Annotated in this window: 13 protein-coding genes; 2 read left to right on the top strand and 11 right to left on the bottom strand. The window is 46.1% G+C overall.

What is annotated here, in order from left to right; translation table 11 throughout:
- Nucleotides 1-308: 308 nt before the first annotated feature.
- The 11 genes from QUB56_RS22665 to QUB56_RS22615 form a co-directional block, all read right to left on the bottom strand.
- On the bottom strand, nt 309-5,522 hold the full coding sequence (locus QUB56_RS22665) for an nSTAND1 domain-containing NTPase (RefSeq protein ID WP_332958317.1): 5,214 nt from the start codon (nt 5,520-5,522) through the stop codon (nt 309-311).
- A gap of 523 nt (nt 5,523-6,045) precedes the next feature.
- Nucleotides 6,046-6,405: a hypothetical protein gene (locus QUB56_RS22660; protein ID WP_332958316.1), complete on the bottom strand. Its 360-nt coding sequence runs from the start codon at nt 6,403-6,405 to the stop codon at nt 6,046-6,048.
- Between the two features lie 732 nt (nt 6,406-7,137).
- On the bottom strand, nt 7,138-7,830 hold the full coding sequence (locus QUB56_RS22655; protein WP_332958315.1) for a response regulator transcription factor: 693 nt from the start codon (nt 7,828-7,830) through the stop codon (nt 7,138-7,140).
- 325 nt (nt 7,831-8,155) lie between these two features.
- Complete coding sequence (gene map / locus QUB56_RS22650) at nt 8,156-8,983, bottom strand: type I methionyl aminopeptidase (RefSeq protein WP_332958313.1); 828 nt, start codon at nt 8,981-8,983, stop codon at nt 8,156-8,158.
- Between the two features lie 517 nt (nt 8,984-9,500).
- Nucleotides 9,501-11,543, bottom strand: coding sequence for a response regulator (locus QUB56_RS22645; RefSeq protein WP_332958311.1), 2,043 nt, complete (start codon nt 11,541-11,543; stop codon nt 9,501-9,503).
- Nucleotides 11,544-11,550: 7 nt separating this feature from the next.
- Nucleotides 11,551-12,276, bottom strand: coding sequence for a chemotaxis protein CheB (locus QUB56_RS22640; RefSeq protein ID WP_332958310.1), 726 nt, complete (start codon nt 12,274-12,276; stop codon nt 11,551-11,553).
- Nucleotides 12,230-13,057 (bottom strand): protein-glutamate O-methyltransferase CheR, encoded by an 828-nt coding sequence (locus QUB56_RS22635; protein WP_332958307.1) that lies wholly within the window; start codon nt 13,055-13,057, stop codon nt 12,230-12,232. Before QUB56_RS22635 ends, QUB56_RS22640 begins: the two co-directional genes overlap by 47 nt.
- A 203-nt stretch (nt 13,058-13,260) precedes the next feature.
- Complete coding sequence (locus QUB56_RS22630; protein ID WP_332958305.1) at nt 13,261-13,422, bottom strand: hypothetical protein; 162 nt, start codon at nt 13,420-13,422, stop codon at nt 13,261-13,263.
- Entirely contained in the window at nt 13,403-19,219 is a 5,817-nt protein-coding gene (locus tag QUB56_RS22625; RefSeq protein ID WP_332958303.1) for a HAMP domain-containing protein, read from the bottom strand. The genes QUB56_RS22630 and QUB56_RS22625 overlap by 20 nt, the downstream gene beginning before the upstream one ends.
- Before the next feature lie 89 nt (nt 19,220-19,308).
- Nucleotides 19,309-20,580, bottom strand: a complete 1,272-nt coding sequence (iscB, locus tag QUB56_RS22620; RefSeq protein WP_332958302.1) for an RNA-guided endonuclease IscB — start codon at nt 20,578-20,580, stop codon at nt 19,309-19,311.
- A gap of 742 nt (nt 20,581-21,322) precedes the next feature.
- On the bottom strand, nt 21,323-23,440 hold the full coding sequence (locus QUB56_RS22615) for an FAD-dependent oxidoreductase (protein WP_332958301.1): 2,118 nt from the start codon (nt 23,438-23,440) through the stop codon (nt 21,323-21,325).
- 192 nt (nt 23,441-23,632) lie between these two features.
- Here QUB56_RS22615 and QUB56_RS22610 point away from each other — a divergent pair, with 192 nt between their 5' ends.
- Nucleotides 23,633-24,115, top strand: coding sequence for a hypothetical protein (locus QUB56_RS22610; protein ID WP_332958299.1), 483 nt, complete (start codon nt 23,633-23,635; stop codon nt 24,113-24,115).
- Between the two features lie 89 nt (nt 24,116-24,204).
- Nucleotides 24,205-24,969 carry an aldolase/citrate lyase family protein gene (locus QUB56_RS22605; protein ID WP_332958298.1) on the top strand — a complete coding sequence of 255 codons (765 nt, stop codon included), beginning with the start codon at nt 24,205-24,207 and terminating at the stop codon, nt 24,967-24,969.
- Nucleotides 24,970-24,975: the final 6 nt, after the last annotated feature.

Here is a 24,975-nt window from a genome sequence, read left to right as displayed (position 1 = left end):
TTTTGTTTGAATTTATTACTAAAATTTTATCTTAAATTTACGATTATAAAAATTAGCCACTAGATATATTTTTTCAGAGTAATTGGGAATTGGGAATTGGGAATTGGGAATTGGGAAATCGACTAAAGGCAGATGCGTAGGGTGCGTCAGATCGGGAAAACCTGTTCACATCGAAATAATCAATATCTGGCGCACCTTACAAGTTGATTTAACTGAGATATTGCACTATCAATAAAGGTAGGGTGCGCGGCAGGTGCGCACCCTACGAATAGTTGCTGTGTGTAAGTCCTATTTAATTCACTCAACTTTTATCGCTTACTCTGATTTAACGCCTGCTTCCCAAAGCCAAGACAAAGCTGTCGATCGCCCTCAGCAACATTCGGGTCATTCTGCAAATAATCTCCCAACCATTCGCAACTCCGAGCAATGATATTATTCAGTTCAAAATTCTCCAAAGGCCACAGAATTACAGTCCTATCGCTGCTAGCAAAAGCCAGAGCTTTGCTGTCAGAACTAAAAGTAACGCTCAACACGCGATCGCTCGATTCCAAAGTCTTAGATAGCAGCGCCTTCTGACCGTCAAAATTCCACAGTTTAACAGTATTTACCCCACTCGCCGCCGCAATCAACTTGCCGTCGGGACTAAAACTCACGCTTTCTACAGTATCGCTGTGGTCGAGTTTTTCAGTTAAATTGACCGCCTTGCCATCAAACCCCCACAAGTAAACTTTTTTGTCAGCGCAAGCAGCAGCAATAGTCTTGCCGTCGGGACTGAAACTCACATTTTTAACGCTGTCGTCGTGGTCGATAGTTGTCAGAATCTTCGCCGACGAACCGTTAAATTGCCAGAGGTAAACTCTCTTTTCTCCGGAAATTTCAAAAGCCTTTTTCTTCCCGCTTGCCTTGTCCTCAGCAGCGGTAGCAGTAGCAATAGTTTGGCCGTCGGGACTGAAGCTAACGCTAATTACTGGATTGCTGTGATCGAGTTTTGCCAGCAAAGTTGCTTTAGAACCGTTCCAGCGCCAGAGGTACAATTTGCGATCGGCACTGGCGGCGGCAATTATCTTTCCGTCTGGACTAAAAGTCACGCTTTTAACAATGCCGCTGTGGCTTAGGGTACTTAACAGTTGGCCGTTTAAACTCCAGACTTTCACGGTTTTGTCATCGCTGGCCGAAGCAACAGTTTTATCATCAGGGGAAATGCTCACCCAGGTAACAGAATCCTTGTGACCTTCTAAGGTTTTGAATAAACTGCCGTCACTGCGCCAAAGTCTCACTGTTTTGTCCCCGCTAGCAGAAGCAATTGTTTTGCCGTCAGCACTAAAACTGACTTTGTAAACCCAGTCTCCGTGTCCCGATAAAATCTTATTCAACGGAGTGCTGTCCGGTTTCCAAACTTTCACTATTTTGTCCTTACTTGCGGAAGCAATAGTGCCATCGCGGCTGAAAGTTACGGCCCTCACGTCGTCTTGATGTCCTCGAAAAGTGTTGAGCAAAGTGCCGCTGCGACTCCAAATTTTCACCGTATCGTCTGCACTGCCGGTGACAATTTTTTCGCCGTCGCGACTGAAACTCGCGCTGACAACTCCATCGTTGTGTCCTTTGAGGGTTCTGATTTCTTCACCGTTTCGGTTCCAAATTTTGGCTGTGCTGTCGGCACTTGCTGAGACGATTTCTCGATTGTTTGGACTGAACTTAACGCTGTAAACAATGCCAGAATGCTTGGTTAATGTTTTGGGATTAATTTTAAATTTCTGGGTTTTACTTTCTCGGTTCCAAAGTTTGACAGTTTTGTCAACACTTGCTGAGGCAATTGTTTGACCGTCGGGACTGAAACTGACGCCCAGCACCCAGTCTTTGTGTCCGGTTAAGGTTTGCAGCAATTTTTTGTTCGCAAGGTTCCAGATTTTGACGGTGTTGTCGTGACTGGCGGAAGCGAGGGTTTTGCCGTCTGGACTGAAACTGACGCTGGTGACGATATCGCGGTGGCCGGATAAAATGCTGATCGCACTTTTGTCATTATCTACTTGCCAAATTCTAATTGTGCGATCGGCACAACCAGTAGCGATGGTTGTCCCATCAGGACTAAAACTAACACTCGTCACGCCATCCGGGTGATTAAAAGTTTTTAATAACTTACCTTCTTTGCTCCACAATTTAACAGTTTTGTCCGTACTTGCCGAAGCAACTAAATTGCCGTCGGGGCTGACACTCACATCCAAAACAAACTTGCTGTGCTGCTCGAAACGGTTTTGTTCTTGCACCCCAGAAACTGCGTGTCTGAGTCTTTCAGCAATTTGATTTTTAGTGTCCGCAGGCAGGGCTGTACTTTTCAGAGAATCACGAGCGATTTTGATACTATTTCCCAACACTCCTAATTGATTTTTTTCATTAGAAAGCACTAAACCTTCCGACGCCGAATTTAGGGCATCAGTCCGACTTTTTTCTGCTTCCTGCCGCGCGCTTTCTGCTAATTTTGCTTGCTCGAATGCCATCGTCGAAACACCTCCGAGTACAAGCAATCCTAGAACCGCCGCCCGCAATTGCCATCTCCGAGTTTGGTAAAGTTTAGCTTCCGCTTGGTGCTGTTTCTCTCTAGCTTGGCGCTGTTTGTCTCTAGCTTCCGACAGCAAAGCATCTCGCTCTCTATCTTTGCGAATTTGTTCAATTTCATCTCGGTTAATTTGATTTTGCTTTCGCAGTTCCTCGAATTCTGCATTTTTATCTAATTGCTGCTGCTGGCGGATGAAGGTAACTAAATAGTCGTGAACGAGCTGGTAAAGCTGTGCCTGCAGTTCCGTCCACCGAAAAACTAAACCAGATTTTACTAACAGTTCTAAGACCAAATCTAATTTGTCAGCTTCGGCAAATGTCGCTAAATCCGAAGCTAATTCGGCGCGGGTTTTGAGGGGACGAATCTCCTCTTCATCTGTCAGCAAATACAAAACTCGCCGCGCCGCTACTTGATTTTCCGGGCCGCAATCTTTGATGACTTCTTCGAGAAATCTTTCGACTAATTTTTGTTGAGGATTGTTGCCTAGTTCCTGATATCGAGTTAAACTTCTAATGTCCTCTTGTTGCAGTTGAGCGCCGACAAGTTGTAGTTCGATCGGGCGAACTTCTCCCAATTCTCCAGCTAAATCTTTGACTAATTCTTCGATGAGATCCGGTTCTAAGTAAAACTGCGCTCGTTCAGTTAAAGTGCGAATTACCGCTCGCGCATCGCCCAGGGAAAAATTACCCAAATAAAACAAAATATTTTTGCTAAGAATGTCGCCCAAAATATCATTGTTAATAAATCCTGTCGGGTTTTTTGGTCGGGCAAATTCCAGCAAATAGTGCAGGTAATCTTCCCGCAAACATAGGACGACTTTTAAATACTTGATGTTCAAGCATTCCCGCAAAAAATCAAAAAATCTCTGCCTTTGGGCTGACTCTTTCCACACGAAAAAGAATTCTTCAAATTGATCGAATATCAGAACGGTCATTAGATGTTCGGAATTTATTTGTAGCTCCTTGATAATTGTTTCGTATGCGATATCCTCTTTTTCTATTTCTATGATTGATTGTACAGGCTGTGACTGCTCAATTTTATCCTCATTTTTCCCAGCCGAGCCGCCGTTAAATCCCGAAATAAGATTTTCCTTGACTGCGCCTGCTTCTACGGTCAAATCTACCGGAGCAGTTTCCGGTACTGCGTCGGAAATTTCCGGATCGAATATTTCAGCTTTAAGAGCAGATAACTGTCTGGTCAATTCCCGCGGCCAGTTGTTGTAAACTTGCAGCACTACCGGCAAAACAGTTCGCCTTTCTATTTTTTTTTGTTTGAGAGCCGGTACTAATCCCCCGGTGACAATTGAACTTTTGCCAACTCCAGACTGACCATAAATTACTGTCAGTTTGTCTTGGGTATTGTTCATCCTATCTATCAAACGGTTGAGGTCTTGTTCTCGGCCGGAAGCAGTAATTTCATCAGCAATAGTAGCAGCGCCGGCAACAGTTTCGGCGACGGGATTAACCGCTTCTCTGTGCGGCTGCAACTTTCCGGCTCCAATAAAAGCTCGGAACCGATACGTATGTTCCACCGCTCGATAATCTTGCTTAATTTGAAATGCTTCGAGATATTCTCCCCGCTGAAAATAGAGCAATCGCAGCATTTCTAAAACCCGCAAATACAGTTGCGGGTTGTAGCAAGCTTCGGTTTCCGAGCGAGCCAGCTCTAAATGGGCGATCGCCTCCTGAATCTCACCCAACTGACTCTTAGCTTCTGCTAAAATCAACAGATACAAGCCTTGATGCTGCGACTTTACAGGCGTTCCCTGTCCCGTCGTTTCTAAATTTGAGTTGAGAACATCTAGAGCGACTAAAGCCCATTTTTTCGCCTCTTGCCAGTTCTTTTGCTCTAAGGCTACTATAGCTAAAAAGCCGTAATCTTGAGCCAAATTCACTGCTGAATTTTCCATATTTTTATGCAATCTCCGAGCTTTAATAGCTAAATTCCAGAGTGCATCCCAATCTTCTAAATGCTGCAATACTTCGCCGAGTTGATTAATGAATATAGCAACGGCATCGGACCGTCCCGCGCTTTCTAATACCTCAATACATTCCTGAAAATAATTCTTAGCTTCCGTCCAGTAAGGACGGTTAGCGCTGCGGTGCTGTTCTGCTTGGAAGCGGTAGCAAAGCCCGATGTGAAATAGCAGAATTCCCTCTAATACCGATGCAGGGTAAACCGTAAATAACAAATCGCTAAATTCTGTTTTCCCTTCAATAAATGCTACTTGATACTTCCAAAAACTGAGACTTGTTTGATACAATTCAAGAGCAGCCGGGATGCGGTGACAAGCATATTCGTGCCGACCGCGAATAAATTGCAAACTCGCTTCAAGAGCAGGTTCTAACCTGATATTGCAAGTTTGCAAGTCTTGGGTAGCCGCCTCTAATTCACTCACAGAATTGGCTCCGAGGATGGCAGAATTACTTAAACGCCAATTGCCCCTTTCTAAAATGTTGGAAAAAATGCGCTCGGCACTTTTGCCCAAGAAATCCACCAATTCATCTGGGCCGAGGACAAATTCAACAGTGGTCGTCCAAGTCTCGATATCTGTTACTAACCGGCTCATTTTTTTTAATATTTTGTCTGTCACCCACAGCACCACTGGGAATGGAAAATTATTCCGAAATTCTTCCCTCACGTAGTTGGTAGAAGTCAGCAGTCGATCGATCGCACTTACCGATTCCAAGCCAAACACCATTAAAGCTGCCGGATGGTTGCAGGAAAGTTTGGTTTCTATCGTCGTGTAAAGAGTTTTAACAGATGGCGGGAGAACAATTTCTCGAATATCGATACCAGACTCTTCCCGCAATTGCCGTACAGTTTCCTCTCTCATAGCGCTGTAATTGCACCGCACCAAAATCAGCGAAAATTGCCCCTGAGACATTTTCAGAGCCCGGGAGAGAGTTTGCAGCGAACTTTTGTTTTGCTGTGCTGCGGTGTCTTGCTGGCAGTGCGAATTAATCATAATTAATATTTAAAAAGTTTCTCATAATAGGTGCTGTCAACTGCCGAGGAAATAAAGAAGGCAGTTCGGCCAAGGATTCGCTTGGAGAGGATGTCACGGATGTCAGGCAGTTCCGCTACAAGCAATGTACGGAATTTAACGGATAAATATGAGACTTGAACCGAAGCCCTCAGCAAACAATCTTTAAATACATCTGCGTTCATCTGCGTTCATCTACTTTCATCTGCGGTTTCCCATCACAGCGAACAATCACATAGTTAAGTTTATTTCAGCCCGTTTTTGCGATTTCCCATCACAGCAAACAATCACCTAGTTAAGTTTATTTCAGCCTGCATACTTATTGTTTTAGCCGATCGAAAGCATACCCAAAAAAATACATACTCTGTTATTCGCCTATTCTCAGGCAAATCTACCGGATTTTAGTAAAAGTTTTACCCTCGCACAGCGATAATTATACGAGAAAAAGAGTCGTAGCACGGGCGAGGACGGGCGGGCGGGTCCAAATCGCACAAATCCGATTCAGTTATTCGCAGATCCCAGAAATCCGGCATTCCCGGGTTGACTGGCCCCTGGCCGCACTGAGATAAACTACCGGCGGCGGCTCATCAATTACAGCTTGAAGATTGTTTGTCATAAATTTACTAATCTCGATATCTAAAGTAGCTGTAAAATCAGGTTCATCCCAATCCTCGCTTTCTTCAATGCTAATTGTTGTTGGTGTCGCCATATCAAAATCCAGCTCATCGCCAAAATCCGAAACTTTCTTAATTGGATCTATTTTCTGACTGGTATCAGCGGCAAAAGCTTGAGTTGTATTGGCCATTAGTAGGAGTGGCAGTGCTACTATGGCACTTATCGTTGGTCGCGCCGTGATTTTCCTCATGCTATCCTCCTGGTATAAACTAAACTTTAGTGATGCTATAAATTCAACATCCGCCGCTACTGTCTGGCGCTGTAAGTCACTTTGAGATTTGAGATTTTAGATTTACTCCACAGATGAATCTGAGATTGGGCAAGAGTCTAAAATTGTGGGCGGCTTACCACTCGTGTCGCGGGCTTGTATCCGTTTTTGAGCAGAGTCAATCGATTTGAGATTTTAGATTTTAGATTTTAGATTGACCCCACGGATAAATGCGGGGGCTTGAGGATTTTCGATTTTCGAAAAGGGATTGATTGCACGGATTTATCACGTGGCGGGTACCACCTTTGAAATTTTTGGTCATTAATTAATAGTGGCTTGTTTTTCCACAGGATAGAACCTGATGTGTGACACTTCGTGGCAAGTTTGCTTGACGCAGCATATCCGCCCAACTGTTCTTCTTTATTTTTACGACGTGAAAGCTGTTAAACAGTCTGGTTTTCCTGTTACCTTAAGTAATTCCCGAGCCTTTACGAGTGTTCATCTCCGACTCCCAGCGCTGAGAAGTTTGTGAGCACACCACTTTTCCCACTCCCCCGCTGCCAGCAAGCTGATGTGCCTTACCACAGCTATCGGATCTCTGTCAATACTTATATCTTAACATTTCTAGGTTTTTGCAGAATTATCGTTACCAAGAAGAGCCTGGTAACGCAAATCGGCGAGGAAGAGCCTGGTAACGCAAAGTCGAGAGGGATGCTACTTAGTCAAGCCGTGTTCGAGAGCGAAGCGAACCAACTCAGTACGGCTGTTAGTACCTGTCTTGCTAAACAAACGGCTGACGTATTTTTCGACATTGCGCACGCTAGTTTCTAAGCGGCGGGCAATTTCCTTATTCATCAAACCTTGAGCAACCAAATCCAAAACACTTTGTTCTCGCGGAGTCAAATCAATTTTAATCGGCGAAGGACTTTGGGCGATCGAACTCCGCCCGCTCAGCAAAGACTCTATTCTCGCCATTTGGCTTGTCAAAGCAGCAATATCTGGACTTTCAGCATTTTCGCTCGTTTCCTTAGCAGCCGCGCGACGGGCCAGCAAATTCGTTACTATTGCTACTAACTCGTCGGGATCGAAGGGCTTAGAAAGATAAGCATCGCAGCCTGCTTGATAGCCTTGAATGCGATCGCTCGTCATCCCCTTAGCCGTCAAAAATACCACCGGCAAGGCCTTATAGCGAGGATCTTCCCGCACTTGCTTGAGAAACTGATAACCGTCCACCTGCGGCATCATAATGTCTGAAATCACCAAATCTGGATTAGTCTGCTGCAAGAGTTCCCACCCATCCCGAGCATTACTGGCAACCTCAACCGCAAAATTGCTATCTTCCAAATAAGCTTGTACCGCTTCCCGCAAGCCCGGTTCATCATCTACCAATAATAAGCGTGCTGACATATCTCTTACCCTTAAACTTTACCAGTATCTTTTACTTTAGTCGAATTTATAGCGGTTCTCAAGCGTGGTGAGGTATGCCCCATGCCCTGCGCGGGCCTATGACCACGGAGACCTATGCCCGTGAGCCCGTGGGCCAGATAGTACCTCATGTTACGCTCGAAAGGCTATAACTCTTATTATCACTCCATCCATCGAAGGCTCTCAATAAATTGTTGTTAAACTCAAGAGTTTTGAGTTGTGTTTTGATCTGAGGATTAAAAACTGATTAAATCTTTAATTCAAAACTCAAAACTCAAAACTCAAAATTATTATTGAACCCTTCTACTTAAACTTTTGAACGATCGGTCAAAATTTCATAGCCAGTTTCCGTTACCAACACAGTATGCTCAAACTGAGCCGACATAGCATTGTCAACGGTTACAGCAGTCCACTTGTCCGAAAGCGTCCGAGTGTACTTAGAACCCGCATTCAGAATCGGTTCGATCGCCAATGTCATGCCCGATCGCAATTTCACGTTTGGCATGGAGCGGGTGCGGAAATTGAAAACCGACGGTTCCTCGTGCAAATTTCGCCCGACACCGTGGCCGGTAAACTCCTCAACGACGCTAAAACCGTTGCTTTTGACATGATCTTCGATCGCACCAGCGAGATCGAGCAAATAGGCTCCTGCTTTGACTTGTTCGATGCCTTTGTAGAGAGCTTCTTCGGCGACTCGGATTAATTTTGCCGATTCCGGTGTTACTTCCCCAACTGCGATCGTGATGCAAGAATCGCCGTGAAAACCTTGATAATATGCCCCAGTATCTACCTTAAGAACATCTCCTGTCCGAATTACCTTTTTGGCATTGGGGATGCCGTGAACAACTTCGTTATTAATGCTAGAGCAAATCGAGCCCGGAAAACCGTGATAGCCTTTAAAACTCGGAGTTGCACCCATAGAACGGATACGTTTTTCCGCATAAGCATCCAAATCAGCAGTAGTCATTCCCGGTTTCACCATTTGGGAAATTTCTTTGAGTACCGTTGCAACGATTTTCGCTGCCTGCCGCATGATTTCGATTTCGCGTTCCGACTTAATTTCAATGCCTCGACGCTGTTTTTTGACTTGGGGTTCTTGAGTTGGTCCAGAAAGCAGACTGCTAAAAATATTCATCAGAAAAATGGGTTTGAAACCCCGTCCTTTTAGGACGGCTTTACGTTGAATTGAATCCCCTCGCGGGGTGGAGGGGTATGGTTGCCCCAAGGCGTGAGGTATGGTTGCCTCAGTCTCTTTTCGGAGTAAAGTTAGCACGCGCCTTTGTTTAGTGAGCGCGGCCCCGGCAAACAGCACTGTTGAGCGTTACCTTAGAACTGTTTAACTCACGGGCGACAGAGCTCATGACTAGCTACGCCTTGGCGCGGCTGTCGTGACTCAAAAAACCGAGTCAGTTAAGACGCTCGGCCGCCGGGGAACGGCTTGTTAGATTTCTCCTTCCAGCCTCATGCCGTCAGGGCTGAGGTTCCTGACGTATTAGTCGGGTAATTTTGTACTTTGACGGCAGGTTGAAGCAAAAAAACCGCAAATATCCGGCTTTTTGGGGAAAAACGGATGTCTTGTTCCTCTCGGTCGATCGCTTGTCCTTTAAGCTAGCTTAATATTTTTCTCAGTAATCGGCACGGGATTGGGGGGTCTAAAAAGCGGTTTCAACCGCCGAGTCCGCCGGCTCGGGATCGGCGAGCATTCCTGCGAGGTTAGCAATTCCGGCAATTAACTGAGTTACCTCAACTGGTTTAGATAAGTGCATCTGGAAACCAGCTTCCAGCGCTTGCTGGCGCTCGGACTCTCTGGCGTAGGCCGTCAGGGCGATAGCAGGCATCATTCCACCCCTGAGCACTTCCATTTCTCTCACCCGCGCGATCAATTCGTAGCCGTCTGCTCCCGGCATTCCAATGTCGCTCAGCAGCACATCCGGCCAAGAGCTCTCGAGTGCAGCTAGAGCCTCTGCCACCGATGAGGCCGATCGCACCATAGCTCCTTCCTCCTCGAGTAAAGCAATCAAAAACTCCCGCGTGTCATCGTCATCATCCACCACCAGCAACTGCAAATTAACCAGATTTGGGAGGGTTCCTACCTGGTTCGAGAGCTCGGACCAAGCATCGTCAGCCGCGAGGGCGTTCCTCTGTGCAAGAGGTAGAGTCACCGTAAATTTCGCACCCTCGCCCGGATTATTTTCTGCATATACCTTACCGCCGTGCTGTTCTACCAAGTGACGGACGATCGCCAATCCCAGTCCCAAACCCCCGTAAGACCTAGTTGTGCTGCTATCGGCTTGGCGGAAGCGATCGAAAACATAAGGCAAAAAATCAGGCTCGATACCAATGCCGTTATCAATTATCTCAATTTGAGCTCGATCGCCAACTGACTCCAACCGCACCTCTACTTTACCCTCTTCCGGAGTAAACTTAATCGCATTTGACAGCAAATTCCACACAATTTGCTGCAAGCGATCGGAATCGCCGATCACTTCACCTACCTTTGGACTGCACGTTAATTCTAGGACTATTGATTTTTCCTCAGCCAGCGGTTGCAAAGAATCTATTGCCAGCTCGATCACAGATTCCAACCGAATCGGATGCTTATTTAAATTTAGTTTCCCCCGCAGAATCCGCGAAACATCTAAAATATCTTCGATAAGTTGAGCTTGAGATTTAGCATTACGCTCAATTGTTTCTAGAGCTTTATCAATAGTTTCTTCGTCAAATTTTTTCACCCGAAGCAGCCTAGACCAGCCGAGAATTGCATTTAAAGGAGTGCGGAGTTCGTGAGAAAGAATCGCGAGAAATTCATCCTTCATCTGGTTAGCTCTCTCAGCTTCCTGCCGGGCCACTTGTTCGCGGATTAGTCTGCCGCGTTCTTCCTCTGCTTGCTTGCGGTCTGTGATATCTCTCACCGTGCCCACGTGACCGATCAGTTTTCCCAAATCCGAAAACATTGGCGACGACTGCACGTGAATCCAACGCACATTTTCGCTACCAGCTAATCGAAACTCACTTGAATATTCCTGGCTTTCTTTAATCCATTCTGACAAATGTGCCACTACGCGATCGCGATCTTCTGGATGAGCCGACCGCTGCCAAACCTCTGCCAAACTTTTATCCAAAACTAACCCGGAAATCGCTTCACAGCGGGGATTCATGTAAGTACAGCGGCCTTCAACGTCAGCTAAGTAAATTCCCAGCGGCGAACAAGCACACAAAGTGCGAAACCGCTCTTCACTTTTGCTTAGTTCACTATTAACAGCAGCTAACTGTGTTGCTTGCTGCTTCACCTCGACTGTTTTTTGGAACAATTCCACAAATACCTGCACCTTCGATGTCAATATTTCCGGTTTCAAGGGTTTGAACAGGTAATCCACCGCACCCAGAGAATAACCTTTAAACACGTGGGTGTCATTACTGCTGAATGCTGTGATAAAAATAATCGGAGTCGATCGCGATCGATCTCTTGAGCGAATCAATGTTGCTGTCTCAAATCCATCCATTCCCGGCATCTGCACATCAAGTAAAATTACCGCAAAATCTTGATTGAGCAGACATCTGAGAGCTTCCGTGCCGGAATTAGCTTGTACTAGATTATAAGAGGGGCTGTTGAGGATAGCTTCTAGAGCCAGCAAATTTTCTGGGCGATCGTCAACTAAAAGGACATTTACTTGTTCCGGGCGCTGCACATCCATAAATTTTTTAATTTTTAATTCTTAGCAACTTGACTAAACAGGGAGCGATTTTAGAGAGGGGTAAAATCCAGTCTACTTCAACATTTGCGATCGCGGATGCCGGCATTGTCCGGCATAGAGCCGACGCCGGTTCCTCCACGAATGTCAATCCTCCCTCAGCTTTAATTTTTGCCAGCCCTTGACTACCATCAGAATTAGCTCCCGTTAAAATTATCCCGATCGCTTTCTCCCCAAAGGCATCCGCAGCAGACTCAAACAGCACATCGATTGAGGGCCGCGCGTAGCAGACAGGACCCTCTGTTGAGAGTGCAAATGTAGGAGTTGGGCGACTTAGGATTGGGGAGTTTGAATTGTCGATCGGCTCCACTGCAACCGTCCCCCAGTCTGTAAAGTCGTTTTCAGACTCGCTCGGATCCCACTCTCGGGGCAATTCTATGAGCAAGTGATAGTCAGCAGGAGCCAAATAAACCCGTCCCGGGGCGATCGGCTCTTTGTCTTCTGCCTCAGTGATTTGGAGAGAGGTTTGCTGTTGTAAAAAATCAGTAAGCCTATCCTGAGAACTCTTATGGCGGTGTTGGACAATAACTACAGGCAAAGGAAAGCTTTCTGGCAAATCTCCCAGCAGGACTGTCAAAGCCTGTAGCCCTCCCAAAGACGTGCCAACAACCACTATTTCAAAATTTTTTTTATTTAACTCGGCGGTAGAGCTTCTCGCTAATTTCAATTGGTTCATAGTGGTTTTCATAAGGTGTAAAAATCAGAGACTCCTGATGTCCCAGCCCTAAAACTCCAAACATTCCCAGGCTCTCATAAAAAAGCTTGTGTACCCGAGCTTGGAGGTGTGAATTGAAATAAATCATCACATTCCGGCACAAAATAACATTAAATTCATTAAAAGAAGTATCCGTTGCTAAGTTGTGGTGAGCAAAGACAATATTCTCTTTAAGAGAAGAGCGAAAAATCGCATTTTCATAGGCAGCAGTATAATATTCAGAAAACGCTTTTTTGCCTCCTGCTTGGTGGTATAGTTGCGTATATTCTTGCATGGATTTCAGCGGGAAAATACCATTTTTTGCTGTTTTCAAAACTAATTCATTCATGTCAGTAGCGTAAATCCTACAGCGGTCATAAAGTCCTTCTTCTTGCAGCAATATTGCCATAGAATAGACTTCTTCTCCCGTTGAACATCCAGCGTGCCAAATCCGAATAAAAGGATAAGTACGCAGCATTGGCACCACTTTATTTCTGAAACTAAGGTAAAAGGTGGGATCGCGAAACATCGCCGTTACATTCACAGAAATGTCCAGCAGGAAACGGTCTAGGTAGGCAGGATTGTGGAGTAGCTTGTCCTGAAGTGCCGAGACAGTGGTGAGCTGTTCCGAGCGAATAGTGTTCCAAATGCGGCGCTTGAGAGAGGCAAGAGCATAATTGCGAAAATCAAATCCGTAATAGCGAAATATTCCCTCTAGTAGCAGTTTAATTTCGATTGTTTCAAGTTCATGGGTTTCGGGCATTTTTAATTGGTAATTGGTAATGGGTCATTGGTAATTGGTAATTGGGATTGGGTAATTGGGACTTGGAAGTACGCTCGCGTAGCCGAAGTATTGGGACTTGGGCCTTGGTTCTTTCATAATTGCTCTTTCTTCCTTCTTCCTTCTTCCTTCTTCCTTCTTACTTATTCCTTCTTCCTTCTTCCTTCTTACTTCTTACTCCTTACTTATTCCTTCTTACTTCTTCCTTCTTCCTTCTTACTTCTTCCTTCTTCCTTCTTCCTTCTTCCTTCTTCCTTCTTCCTTCTTCCTTCTTCCTTCTTCCTTCTTCCTTCTTCCTTCTTACTTCTTACTTCTTCCTTCTTTCGATTATCGATAAAGCCAAACACGCAGCAGCGAGAGCAACTGTTCCGTATCAACAGGTTTGGTAATGTAATCTGACGCCCCAGCTTCGATACATTTTTCCCGATCGCCCTTCATAGCTTTCGCAGTCAGAGCAATCATTGGCATGGAAGCGAATTGAGGCATATTACGAATTGCTTGCATTGTTTCGTAACCGTCCATCTCTGGCATCATCACGTCCATCAACACAATATTTATCCCAGGCGTAGTTTGCAATGTAGTAATGCCCTGTCTGCCGTTTTCAGCATACACAACTTCCATTTTATGGCGTTCCAGCAGACTCGTCAGCGCGAAAATATTCCGCATATCATCGTCAACAATCAAGACTTTTTTGCCAGCGAGCGTCGCATCTGTTTGATACAATTGCTCTAGCATTTCGCGCTTCGGTTGCGGCAAATCTGCTTGGACTCGGTGCAGGAACAAAGCTGTTTCATCTAACAAACGTTCAGGGGACCGCACATCTTTAACAATGATGGTTTCCGCCATGCGCTTCAGTTGAGTTTCTTCGGCTCTCGTCAACTCTTTGCCCGTATAAATAATAATCGGCAGAGTTTTCAAACTTGCCTCTTGCTTAATCTGATCGATCAGTTCAAAACCAGTCATATCTGGCAGTCCCAAATCGAGTACCACGCAGTCAAAACGCCCTAACCTCAAAGTTTCTAGCGCCTCTGCACCGCTCCCCACAGCCGTGGTAGAAACATCGTGATTGCCGATTAAATCCACAATACTGAGGCGCTGCGTTTCGTCGTCTTCCACAACTAGCAAATTCTTCACTGGCCGCTCCACAAAACCCTTAATATCACTCAAAGCTTTGCTCAAAGCTTCGCGACTGACAGGCTTTTGTAAGTACGCGATCGCCCCTAACTGCAAACTGCGCTGCCGCCCTTCTTCAACTGATACAATGTGAACCGGAATGTGGCGCGTAGTTGGGTCATGCTTCAAGCGATCGAGCACTGTCCAGCCATCCATCACAGGCAAATTTAGATCCAGCATAATCGCAGTTGGCTTGAACTCTCGCGCCATCGCCAAACCGATATCGCTCCGCAAAGCCACTAAACCTTTAAAACCCTGTTCCCGCGCCATATCCAAAAGAATCCGAGCGAAGTTCACATCATCTTCAATAATCAACAGCACCCGATCGCCCGGATCGACATCTTCCCGGTCATCAGCGATAATAGGTGATGGATAAGGGGCGATCGGCAAGTTGAAATTCGGCGCCGGAGGTGGGGAAGAAATAGCAGCAGGCAATTGAGGCGTTTGCTTGCCCGTTCCCGAGTCCTTATCATTCATTATTCGCGATTCCTGGTAAGTTTGGGGCAGATAAAGCGTGAACTTACTACCCTCACCAGGGCGACTTGTCAATTTAATTTCTCCGCCTAACAGATTAGCGATTTCTCTACTAATTGACAAACCCAAACCCGTGCCCCCGTATTTGCGGCTAGTGCTACCATCAGCTTGTTGGAAAGCCTCAAAAATAACCCTGTGTTTTTCAGCCGAAATCCCAATCCCCGTATCGCTAACTGAGAAAGCCAAAACAGTAGCGGAACTCGTTAAACTGTCTATCTCTAAACTCCACCCTTCCCGCACCACTTCGACACGCAATTTCACCTCACCCCGCTCTGTAAACTTAAACGCATTAGAGAGGAGATTCTTCAAAACTTGTTGCAGCCGTTTAGCATCAGTATAGAGACCTTTTGGCAGCCCAACCTCAAGGTCGATTTTAAAACTCAACTTCTTATCCTGAGCGATTTGGCGGAAAGTTCGATCCAAATGCTCTCGCAAGTCGGCAAACAACACTTGCTCAATTTCCACCGACATCGTACCTGATTCAATCTTAGCGAGATCCAAGATGTCATTAATCAGCCCTAACAAATCGGTTCCCGCCGAGTAAATTGTGCGCGTGTATTCAACTTGCTTCTGAGTCAAATTACCCTCAGTATTGTCAGAAAGCAATCGAGCCAGAATCAACAGCGAATTCAGCGGAGTTCGCAACTCGTGAGACATATTTGCCAGAAACTCCGACTTATACTTGGAAGTTAGAGCCAACTGTTCAGCTCTTTCTTCCAGCAGACCCCTCGCCTGTTCGATATCTCGGTTTTTCCGCTCAACTTCCTTATTTTGCAGCGCTAGCAATTCAGCTTGTTCTTCTAGTTCTTCATTCGTCTGCTGCAACTCTTCCTGCTGCCTCTTCAACAGTTCCTCTGAAGTGCGGAGCGACTGCGCTTGTTGTTCGAGACGCTTGTTAGTTTCCGTTAATTCCTTTTGCTGAGTTTGCAACTCTTCGGCCAAAGACTGCGACTGTTTCAGCAACTCTTCCGTCCGCATACTCGCCGCAATTGTATTTAAAACAATCGCGATACTTTCTGTAAGTTGGTCGAGAAATGTCAAGTGTATTTCGCTGAAGCGGCGGAACGAAGCTAACTCAATTACTGCCGTCACTTGTCCCTCAAATAGTACGGGTAAAACCACGACATTCAGCGGCGTAGATTCTCCCAGCCCCGAGCCAATTTTAACGTAGTTATCCGGCACTTCCGTCAACAGAATTCGTTCCTTTTCCAGGGCGCACTGTCCTACCAAACCTTCGCCTAAATGGAATCTATTTCCTAACTGTTTGCGTTCGCGGTATGCGTAGGTACTTAACAGTTTGAGGAACGGATCGTGCTCCACACCTTCCATCATAAAGAATACGCCATGCTGAGCAGAAACCAGCGGCGTCAATTCTGAGAGAATTAGTTTAGAAACAGTTTCTAAATCCCGCTGACCTTGTAGCATTCGAGTGAACTTAGCGAGGTTTGTTTTCAGCCAATCTTGCTCAGTATTCTTCTGCGTCGTCTCCCGGAGATTGGCAATCATCTGGTTAATGTTGTCCTTAACAATGGCAACTTCTCCTTCAGTCGCGACGGAAATAGACCTCGTTAAATCCCCTCTGGTAACAGCAATTGCCACTTCGGCGATCGCCCGCAGTTGAGTAGTCAAATTCGCCGCCAACTCATTCACATTATCCGTCAAATCTCGCCACGTCCCCGCCGCGCCCGGAACCCTCGCCTGGCCTCCTAATTTCCCTTCAATTCCCACCTCCCGCGCCACAGTAGTAACTTGATCGGCAAACGTCGCCAGCGTATCAATCATCTCGTTAATCGTATCTGCCAGAGTCGCAATTTCTCCCTTAGCTTCCAGCATTAATTTGCGCTTCAAATCGCCATTCGCCACCGCCGTCACAACCTTAGCAATACCCCGCACTTGCGCTGTCAAATTCCCCGCCATCGAGTTTACATTGTCGGTTAAATCTTTCCAAGTTCCCGCAACTCCTTTCACGTCAGCTTGACCGCCCAACTTACCCTCAGTTCCCACCTCCCGCGCCACCCGCGTCACCTCAGAAGCGAAGGAATTAAGCTGATCCACCATCACGTTAATAGTATCTTTCAACTCCAGAATTTCGCCTTTAACATCGACGGTGATTTTCTTAGACAAATCGCCATTTGCCACCGCTTTCGTCACTTCCGCAATATTCCGCACCTGCGCCGTCAAATTCCCGGCCATCAAGTTAACATTATCAGTTAAATCTTTCCAAGTTCCCCCTACACCCCGCACGTAAGCTTGCACGCCTAATTTACCTTCCGTTCCCACTTCTCTCGCAACTCTGGTTACTTCAGATGCGAAGGAACTCAACTGATCCACCATGATGTTAATCGTGTTTTTCAGTTCGAGAATTTCCCCTTTAACATCTACTGTAATTTTCTTCGACAAGTCGCCATTTGCCACCGCCGTTGTCACTTCCGCAATGTTCCGCACTTGGGCGGTAAGATTGCCCGCCATCGAGTTAACTGAATCCGTTAAATCTTTCCAGGTTCCTGCAACTCCTTTAACTTCCGCTTGCACGCCTAATTTCCCTTCGGTTCCCACTTCCCTAGCAACCCTAGTTACTTCCGAAGCAAAGGAATTTAACTGATCCACCATCGTGTTGACGGTATTTTTTAACTCCAGAATTTCACCTTTAACATCGACCGTAATTTTCTTCGACAAGTCGCCATTAGCCACAGCAGTCGTAACAGCAGCAATATTCCGTACTTGCTCTGTCAAACTACCCGCCATAAAATTAACTGAATCCGTTAAATCCTTCCAAGTTCCTGCTACGCCTCGAACATCCGCTTGACCGCCGAGTTTACCTTCCGAGCCCACTTCCCTAGCAACCCTGGTTACTTCAGATGCAAAGGAATTAAGCTGATCCACCATCACGTTAATGGTGTTTTTCAGTTCTAAAATTTCGCCTTTAACCTGTACTGTAATTTTTTTAGATAAGTCACCGTTAGCAACCGCCGTCGTCACCTCAGCAATGTTGCGGACTTGTGCGGTTAAATTCCCGGCCATTGAGTTAACTGAATCCGTTAAATCTTTCCAGGTTCCTGCTACCTCCTGCACTTCTGCTTGTACGCCTAATTTCCCTTCGGTTCCCACTTCCCTAGCAACCCTGGTTACTTCCGAAGCGAAGGAATTTAACTGGTCAACCATCGTGTTGACGGTGTTTTTCAGTTCGAGAATTTCCCCTTTAACATCTACTGTAATTTTCTTGGATAAATCGCCCTTTGCCACAGCGGTTGTTACTTCAGCGATGTTGCGGACTTGTGCTGTCAAACTGCCTGCCATGAAGTTAACGCTATCCGTTAAATCCTTCCAAGTTCCTGCAACTCCTTTAACTTCTGCTTGACCGCCGAGTTTGCCTTCGGAACCTACTTCTCTCGCCACCCGCGTTACTTCCGACGCAAAGGAATTTAACTGATCCACCATGATGTTAATCGTGTTTTTCAGTTCGAGAATTTCCCCTTTAACATCTACTGTAATTTTTTTAGATAAGTCACCATTTGCCACAGCCGTCGTCACGTCGGCAATGTTCCGCACCTGTGCGGTAAGATTGCCGGCCATCGAGTTAACTGAATCCGTTAAATCTTTCCAGGTTCCTGCCACTCCCCGCACTTCAGCTTGTACGCCTAATTTCCCTTCGGTTCCTACTTCTCTCGCCACCCGGGTTACTTCTGATGCGAAGGAACTCAACTGATCCACCATGATGTTAATCGTGTTTTTCAGTTCGAGAATTTCGCCTTTAACATCTACTGTAATTTTCTTGGATAAATCGCCATTTGCCACCGCCGTTGTCACTTCCGCAATGTTGCGGACTTGGGCCGTAAGATTGCCCGCCATTGAGTTAACTGAATCCGTTAAATCTTTCCAGGTTCCTGCCACTCCCCGCACTTGGGCTTGCACGCCTAATTTCCCTTCGGTTCCTACTTCCCTAGCCACCCGGGTTACTTCCGACGCAAAGGAACTCAACTGGTCTACCATTGTGTTAACAATTTGGGCTGTTTGGAGGAATTCTCCTTTGAGGGGTCTGTCTTCTATTTCTAGGGCGATGGTTTGCGATAAATCTCCTTTTGCTACGGCCCGAATTACTCTGGCGGTTTCAGAGGTTGGTTGTACTAAATCTGTAATTAAGGTGTTGACAGAATTTACGCTAGCTCCCCATGACCCCTCGGCGTTGCCGATGGTGGCCCGCTGGGCGATTTTGCCTTCTTTACCGACAACTGTGCCGATGCGCTCGAGTTCGGCGGCCATTTTCTGATTGAGCTCGATAATGTCGTTAAGTTCGTCAGCAATTTTCCCCGCTAGACCGGTCTGGTCTATGGGCATCCGAACTGAAAAGTCCCCTTTTTTGACAGCTACTAAGGTTCTGAGTAACTGTTTGGCATAACCATTACTTGAATTGGGCTTTGTTATCTGTGCAGTTGACATGACCGTTACCTTTGGCGAGTTTGAAGGGGTAAGAAACTGTAGCTGAATTGTTTGATATCTCTGTACATTGCTTACTGTTTGGGCAAGTATTAAGCGTACTCATATCCGTCCTTTCGATGAATGGATGTTAAGTAGTCCAGTTTGATTGACCTCCGTTTTTTGTCGATCACAAATTCTCCGTAACCATGCGACATGGGACAGACTCGTGCGGTAAAAGTACCTTTGTACTTACCTTTTTGAACATTAGCGCGAACTATATCGCCTGTACAGAATCCCAGAATTGGACGCAACGGGCGATGTTTTTGCGGATAGCCAAACTTGTCTGTTTGACATCGCTGCCGACCACCAAAACCTGTTGCTTTTACCTTGAGAATCTTGGTTGTAACAAGTTTGATGGCATTGACCACGCCAACGCAAGCCGCATCAATCCAATGAGCTTTTGGCAACGAAAATCGCATCCGATTGAACTTTGTTTGAGCACCAGTCCCGTTGCTCACAGGCAATCCAAAAGACTTCAAAGTATTGAACAATGCCCAGCGAATTGAGTTAACTGATGTCGCATCCTTTAAGGTCGTTTTGGCTTGTTTCAAAACGCGGTTCAACACATCTGACTTACCTTTGAGGAAGTCCTTTATATCTCTATTTCCTTTGCGTTGATTGCACTTGTGGCAAGCCAAGCAAAGATTAGAAATACGGTCTGAACCACCTTGTGATTTTGGTTGGATATGTTCAATTTCGAGCGGAACGTCCTTGACACCACAATAAGCGCATTGACGATTCCATTTTTCCAACAGGTACTCACGGCACTCATAACCTTTCAAAGTTCCTTGCTGGTATTCAATCCCCGAGATTTCTGGATTCTGGATTGCTTGAGTGTCGAACTTAACAAGTTCTTGAGCAATTGAATCAAGTGGTGCAAACTTTTGCAGTCGTTTTACCCAAGTTTCTATTGTCAAAATGCGGTGTCTTAAAGATGGAGCTACCCACCCATCTGGTCTTTTACGATTGAGGCATCGTGCTTGGCGATAACGAGTATTGCGGTTCCTGCGCGCTCTACGTACCGCTCTACGATGCAAGAGAGCGTCCTTAATTTGTTGTCCGCGATGCTGCAACTCCATTCCCCAGACAACATTGCCTTGATTCGTAACTAACGCAATGCCAGTCAACTTTGAACCAGGGTCTATTTTGAGTGTTAACGGATATACATTTGGATTTTCAATGACTCGCTTCAAAATCAACGTGAATGGATAACACTGAAACACAGCGGCTTTCCCGGAATCGAGTAACTTGCGAGCTTGTGCTGGATGAACTGGATTGAGCGGTGTCTTATTACTGTCTATGAGAAATACGTGGTTTGACATGATTTATTCAATCAACTTTATTACTAAGTAAAGTTTGCCTCGACAATGATTTAAGAGCTTGTTTGGACTGCCACACGCGGATTTATAAACCGTTAATCCGTGCCTTAATGACAATCGACAGAGCAACAAACTGGCGTTCATTCGTTGGTGTCATGACTCAAAAATCGTAGCTTTCGCTTAGTCTGCACGTTCGGTAGAGTTGTCAATAAATGTCCAACTCGCTTGTTGGTTTTACCGAGCGGATGGTATTGCTATTATCTGACTAAATTAGTGGTAAGCTGTTAAGCATCTAAATAGGTTGTTGGGTAATCGTGAATCCCGGGTAGTGCAAGCGTCCTCGGTTGCTAGAATATAAAGTTTAAATGCGTAACAGCTTAGATTGCTTCTGTCAAAAGGTGGATGACAAATTGGTGTCTATTATGGTAATGGGTTTTACATTATACCTGGAGCGAAAATAAAGTCAAGCGCTACAGGATGCTTACTCCACAACAGCTTTGATGTACGATCGCATAAAAAGTTTCCCTTCCCCCGGATTACAAAAAGTCGGCTATTGCAATTACCCTCTTGAGGTGTCAAATTGGAGTCTGGAATAATGGGAGACACCACAGGTAAGTCAAAAAACCTTGTTAAACCATTGGGAAAGTCGGAAGCCCGGAGTGCGCCTGTCGCGGACGACATCCCGCAGCAGTTTATGGGGTAAGGTGCGCGGCCGTTCGGGTACCCTACAGATTAACAAGTGCGATTATTTCCAATTTTGCCACGAACTATTGAAAATAGAAGTACCCGGAAATGCGATCGGATTGGCATTTTGTTGCAACCGCAACTGCAACACTTCCAAGTTCGGCTCGCGGGACGGCAATTCGTCCACTAATTCATAAGGTATAATCCCCTTTTCTAGGGAAAAAGCAGCCGTAACTCCCGCCGCCGCACCTGCAGACCATTCAAAAGAATGCACTCGATAAGCAGCGGCCGCTGTGTGGCTAACAGCTATACTTTTACCCGCAACTAACATATTGTCAATTTTCTGAGGAATCATTGCCCGCAAGGGGATTTGGAACGGATAAGCTTGCCCTTGACCTTTGCGAGTGCCTTCGCGTTCGGTATTTCCCGGTGCTTCCGGCGGGCTGTTGGTCATGCAGGGGTGAAAGTCGATCGCATAATGACCAATACCCACAGAATCAGGATAAATCGTAGCGCGCGATCGCGATTTTGTCTCCTCAACAGATTGACTTCCCACAGCCAAAGCCGGCGCATTCAAACCACCCACAGCCAACCACAAATTGCGATACTCTTCCTCGGACAAATTCTCGCGGTAAAAATCAGCCTTAAAGTCAGTGCGAGACATATCAACTTCCCACACCGTAAAGCCTTGAGGCTGATTGAAACTCGGCCGCCCAATAATGCGCCTGCCCTCCCGCATATAAGGATATTTAGAAAGTCCGTGCACCGTCCCCATCGGCGAATTTAACCCGCTCAAAAAACGATTGTTTGGATCAGGCTTTTTCACTCCCTCTCCTAGCTGCGAGTCAGTAGTTCCTGTTACCAGCCAGTAGAAAAATCCTTTAGCATTTTCCTCGCCCCTGCGCAAAGTTTCCGTTCGCAAACCGCCCATCCATCCCCCCGGTTGCAGTTGACCGTCTGCTGCCAACTGCTCGCGAGTGTAAATTAAATTATCTTGAGAATTGCCGGGACGGTAGTCATTGCCCCAAGTCCAGTTTTGCATCGAAATATCCCCCGGATAAATCGGGAATTGCTTGGGGTCTGAAGGTCGCTTTCCGGGCCTCACGGTTCTGATTTGGCGGTAGCTGAAAACTAAGGGAAAGCTCGCCAATCTCTGCAATTCGTAACTGTAGTAAGGAGCGTATTGTTGATAAAAAGACGGCACTTGATGCTGCTGCGGTTCCTTCGTTGCCTCCATCGCGAAGGTGTAGGTAAAACCTTGAGTGCAGTAAGGGTCGCCGCTGGGGCTGGCGGAGGAAGGTTCCAGAGGGGAACGCGGGTCAATTCCGAGGCGGTAGGGAACATCGGCAAGTCCGATCAATTCGCCTGTTTCTGTGGCATCTACAACGTACCAATCAGCACCCCCCCTAGCTCCTCCTTGTAAACCGGGGGAATTTGTGGAATTCCCCCCTCTTCTGGGGTTAGGGGGGGTTCCAGATCCTTTAGGAATAAACCGAATAATAGTTTTGTTAAATCGCGCAGAATTTTCGTAGCGATAGGCATCTTCGATAGTCTGAGAAAGTGTTTCGGTGTTGATTGGCCCGGTGTTGGCTGCAGGTTTGTGTTGAATGGCGATCGCACTTTTAATTTGTTGACCCCCTACCGTATTCCCCGCCACAGCAGGAGTAATTGCTAGTTCTTTTATAACCGTATTGGGAAACCATTTCAGCGTGCCTTTGCCTGTTTTAGCCGCATCCTGCAAGATGTTAAATAGAATTTTGTGACCGTCGTAGGGCATGAAACACGAATAGCTAACCCAACAGCCTCCGGGATTTAGCCTGCCGTAATGTTCCTTGATCCGCCGCCGCAATTCTAGGTAGCCGCGGGGGTAAAATAAGAGCGATCGCTGAGTCTCTCTTTCATCGAGTGCGGAAGTTCCCTGGGAGGAAATTTGACCGCCTACCCAGTCAGTAATTTCTGTGAGGCAAACTGTGCGCCCCGCCAGCAAACCTTCGTAAGCGGTAGCAGCACCTGCGAGCCCGCCGCCTGCTACTAGAATGTCGCAAGTTTCTGCATTGTCTGGATTACGCCCAGGTGCGGCAAATACTGGCGAAATGCTCCCCATCGCGGAAATTATGCTGAGGGTGAGGCTAACGAGCGATCGACCTTTGAGCGAAAATAGATACCGTCGAACTTTCATCGGAGATTGTGGAATTAATTTTGACATAGCGCGAAAAACACTCATCCCATCCAAATGTTTATTTTGCAGTATACTGGTATTTCGCGGTGATGTCAGGGCAAAAATTTTTTAGACAAGAGGCATTAATACCAGCAACAACTATTGAACAGTCGGCTCAACCTTATGCTCAAAATAGGAAAATTTTTTAGGTTATTGATTCCTTTTGAAAGTTTAACAATTACCACCAGTTTAACTTGTTCGGAAGTTTTGCGCAGGTTGGACGAAGTTGTCACTTTCCCCAAACTTTTTAGAATAATTATACCCTTGGTTCCCCCACCTGCCAAACTTTATGAAGGAACAATTTCTGGCAATACCTTCAAAATCAATCGCATCATCATCGGTCGCCATTTAATTTTCCCAATTATACAAGGAGTTATCTATCCTCAACCCTTCGGGTGTTCCATCAAAATTCGCATGAATTTACCTAAACTAGTCATAGCATTTCTGATTCTTTGGCTGTGGACAACTGGCAGTATAGGACTGTTTTCTTTATTTGCTTGGTTAGTCGAACCCTCCGTGGGAGCAATATTTTTACCAATATTAGGAATGTTTATTTTTGGCTGGCTTTTGTGCTTGATTCCATTTAAAATCGAAGCAAAAGCAGCTACAAAATTTTTGTCTATTCTGTTAACCTAAAGTAATTTATAACAGCAGTATTTGAGCTGTATAATTAAGAACAATCTGGGTTCATCGGTATTCATCGGCGGTAAAAAAAAATTAAAATTATGCGTCAAAACCAACTCAAACAAAAAATTAAACAAGGCGAAACAGTCCTCGGTTTATTTATCAACTGCGCTTATCCCGCTTTCATGGAAATATGCGGTCACGCTGGATTCGACTTTGCGGTTATCGACATGGAACACGGTCCCCTACACCCGCTGGCTGCTGAAGATTTGTGTCGCGCCGCCGACTGCAGCGGAATTGCACCAATTGTTCGCGTCCGCAAAAACGACGGGCCGCAAATTCAACGAGCTCTCGACATCGGCTCTGCAGGCGTTCAAGTACCTCAAATTGAAAGCAAAATCGATGCCGAAACCGCTGTCAAAAGCGCTAAATACAGTCCTCTGGGCACGCGAGGCCTTTCCTTCGCTACGCGGGCCGGACTTTACACCGCAGCAGGTACAAATATCACCGACCAACTTAACGAAGAATCCTTAGTTGTGATTCATGTCGAAGGCAAAGGCGGCATCGACAACCTGGCAGAAATTGTTAGTGTGCCGCAGGTTGACGTGATTTTTCTGGGACCTTACGATCTTTCACAGTCTCTCGGAATTCCCGGCCAAGTCCGCGACCCCCGAGTCATCGACATGATGCAGGAAGCAGTGCAAACCATCCGCAAAGCAGGCAAAGCTGCGGGTACTTTTGCGGATAACCCCGAAATCGCCAAGCAGTGGATTGATGCTGGCGTTCAGTACGTCGCACTTGGGGTCGATGTTGCCGTTTTCCTCCATGCCTGTCAGTCGCTGGTGAAAGCGGTCCATCGATTTTAGATTTTA

The sequence above is a fragment of the Microcoleus sp. AR_TQ3_B6 genome (assembly GCF_036702785.1).
Taxonomy (GTDB): Bacteria; Cyanobacteriota; Cyanobacteriia; order Cyanobacteriales; family Microcoleaceae; genus Microcoleus.
The sequence above is the reverse complement of the archived record's forward strand: the minus strand, read 5'-3'. Positions and strand labels throughout refer to the sequence as shown.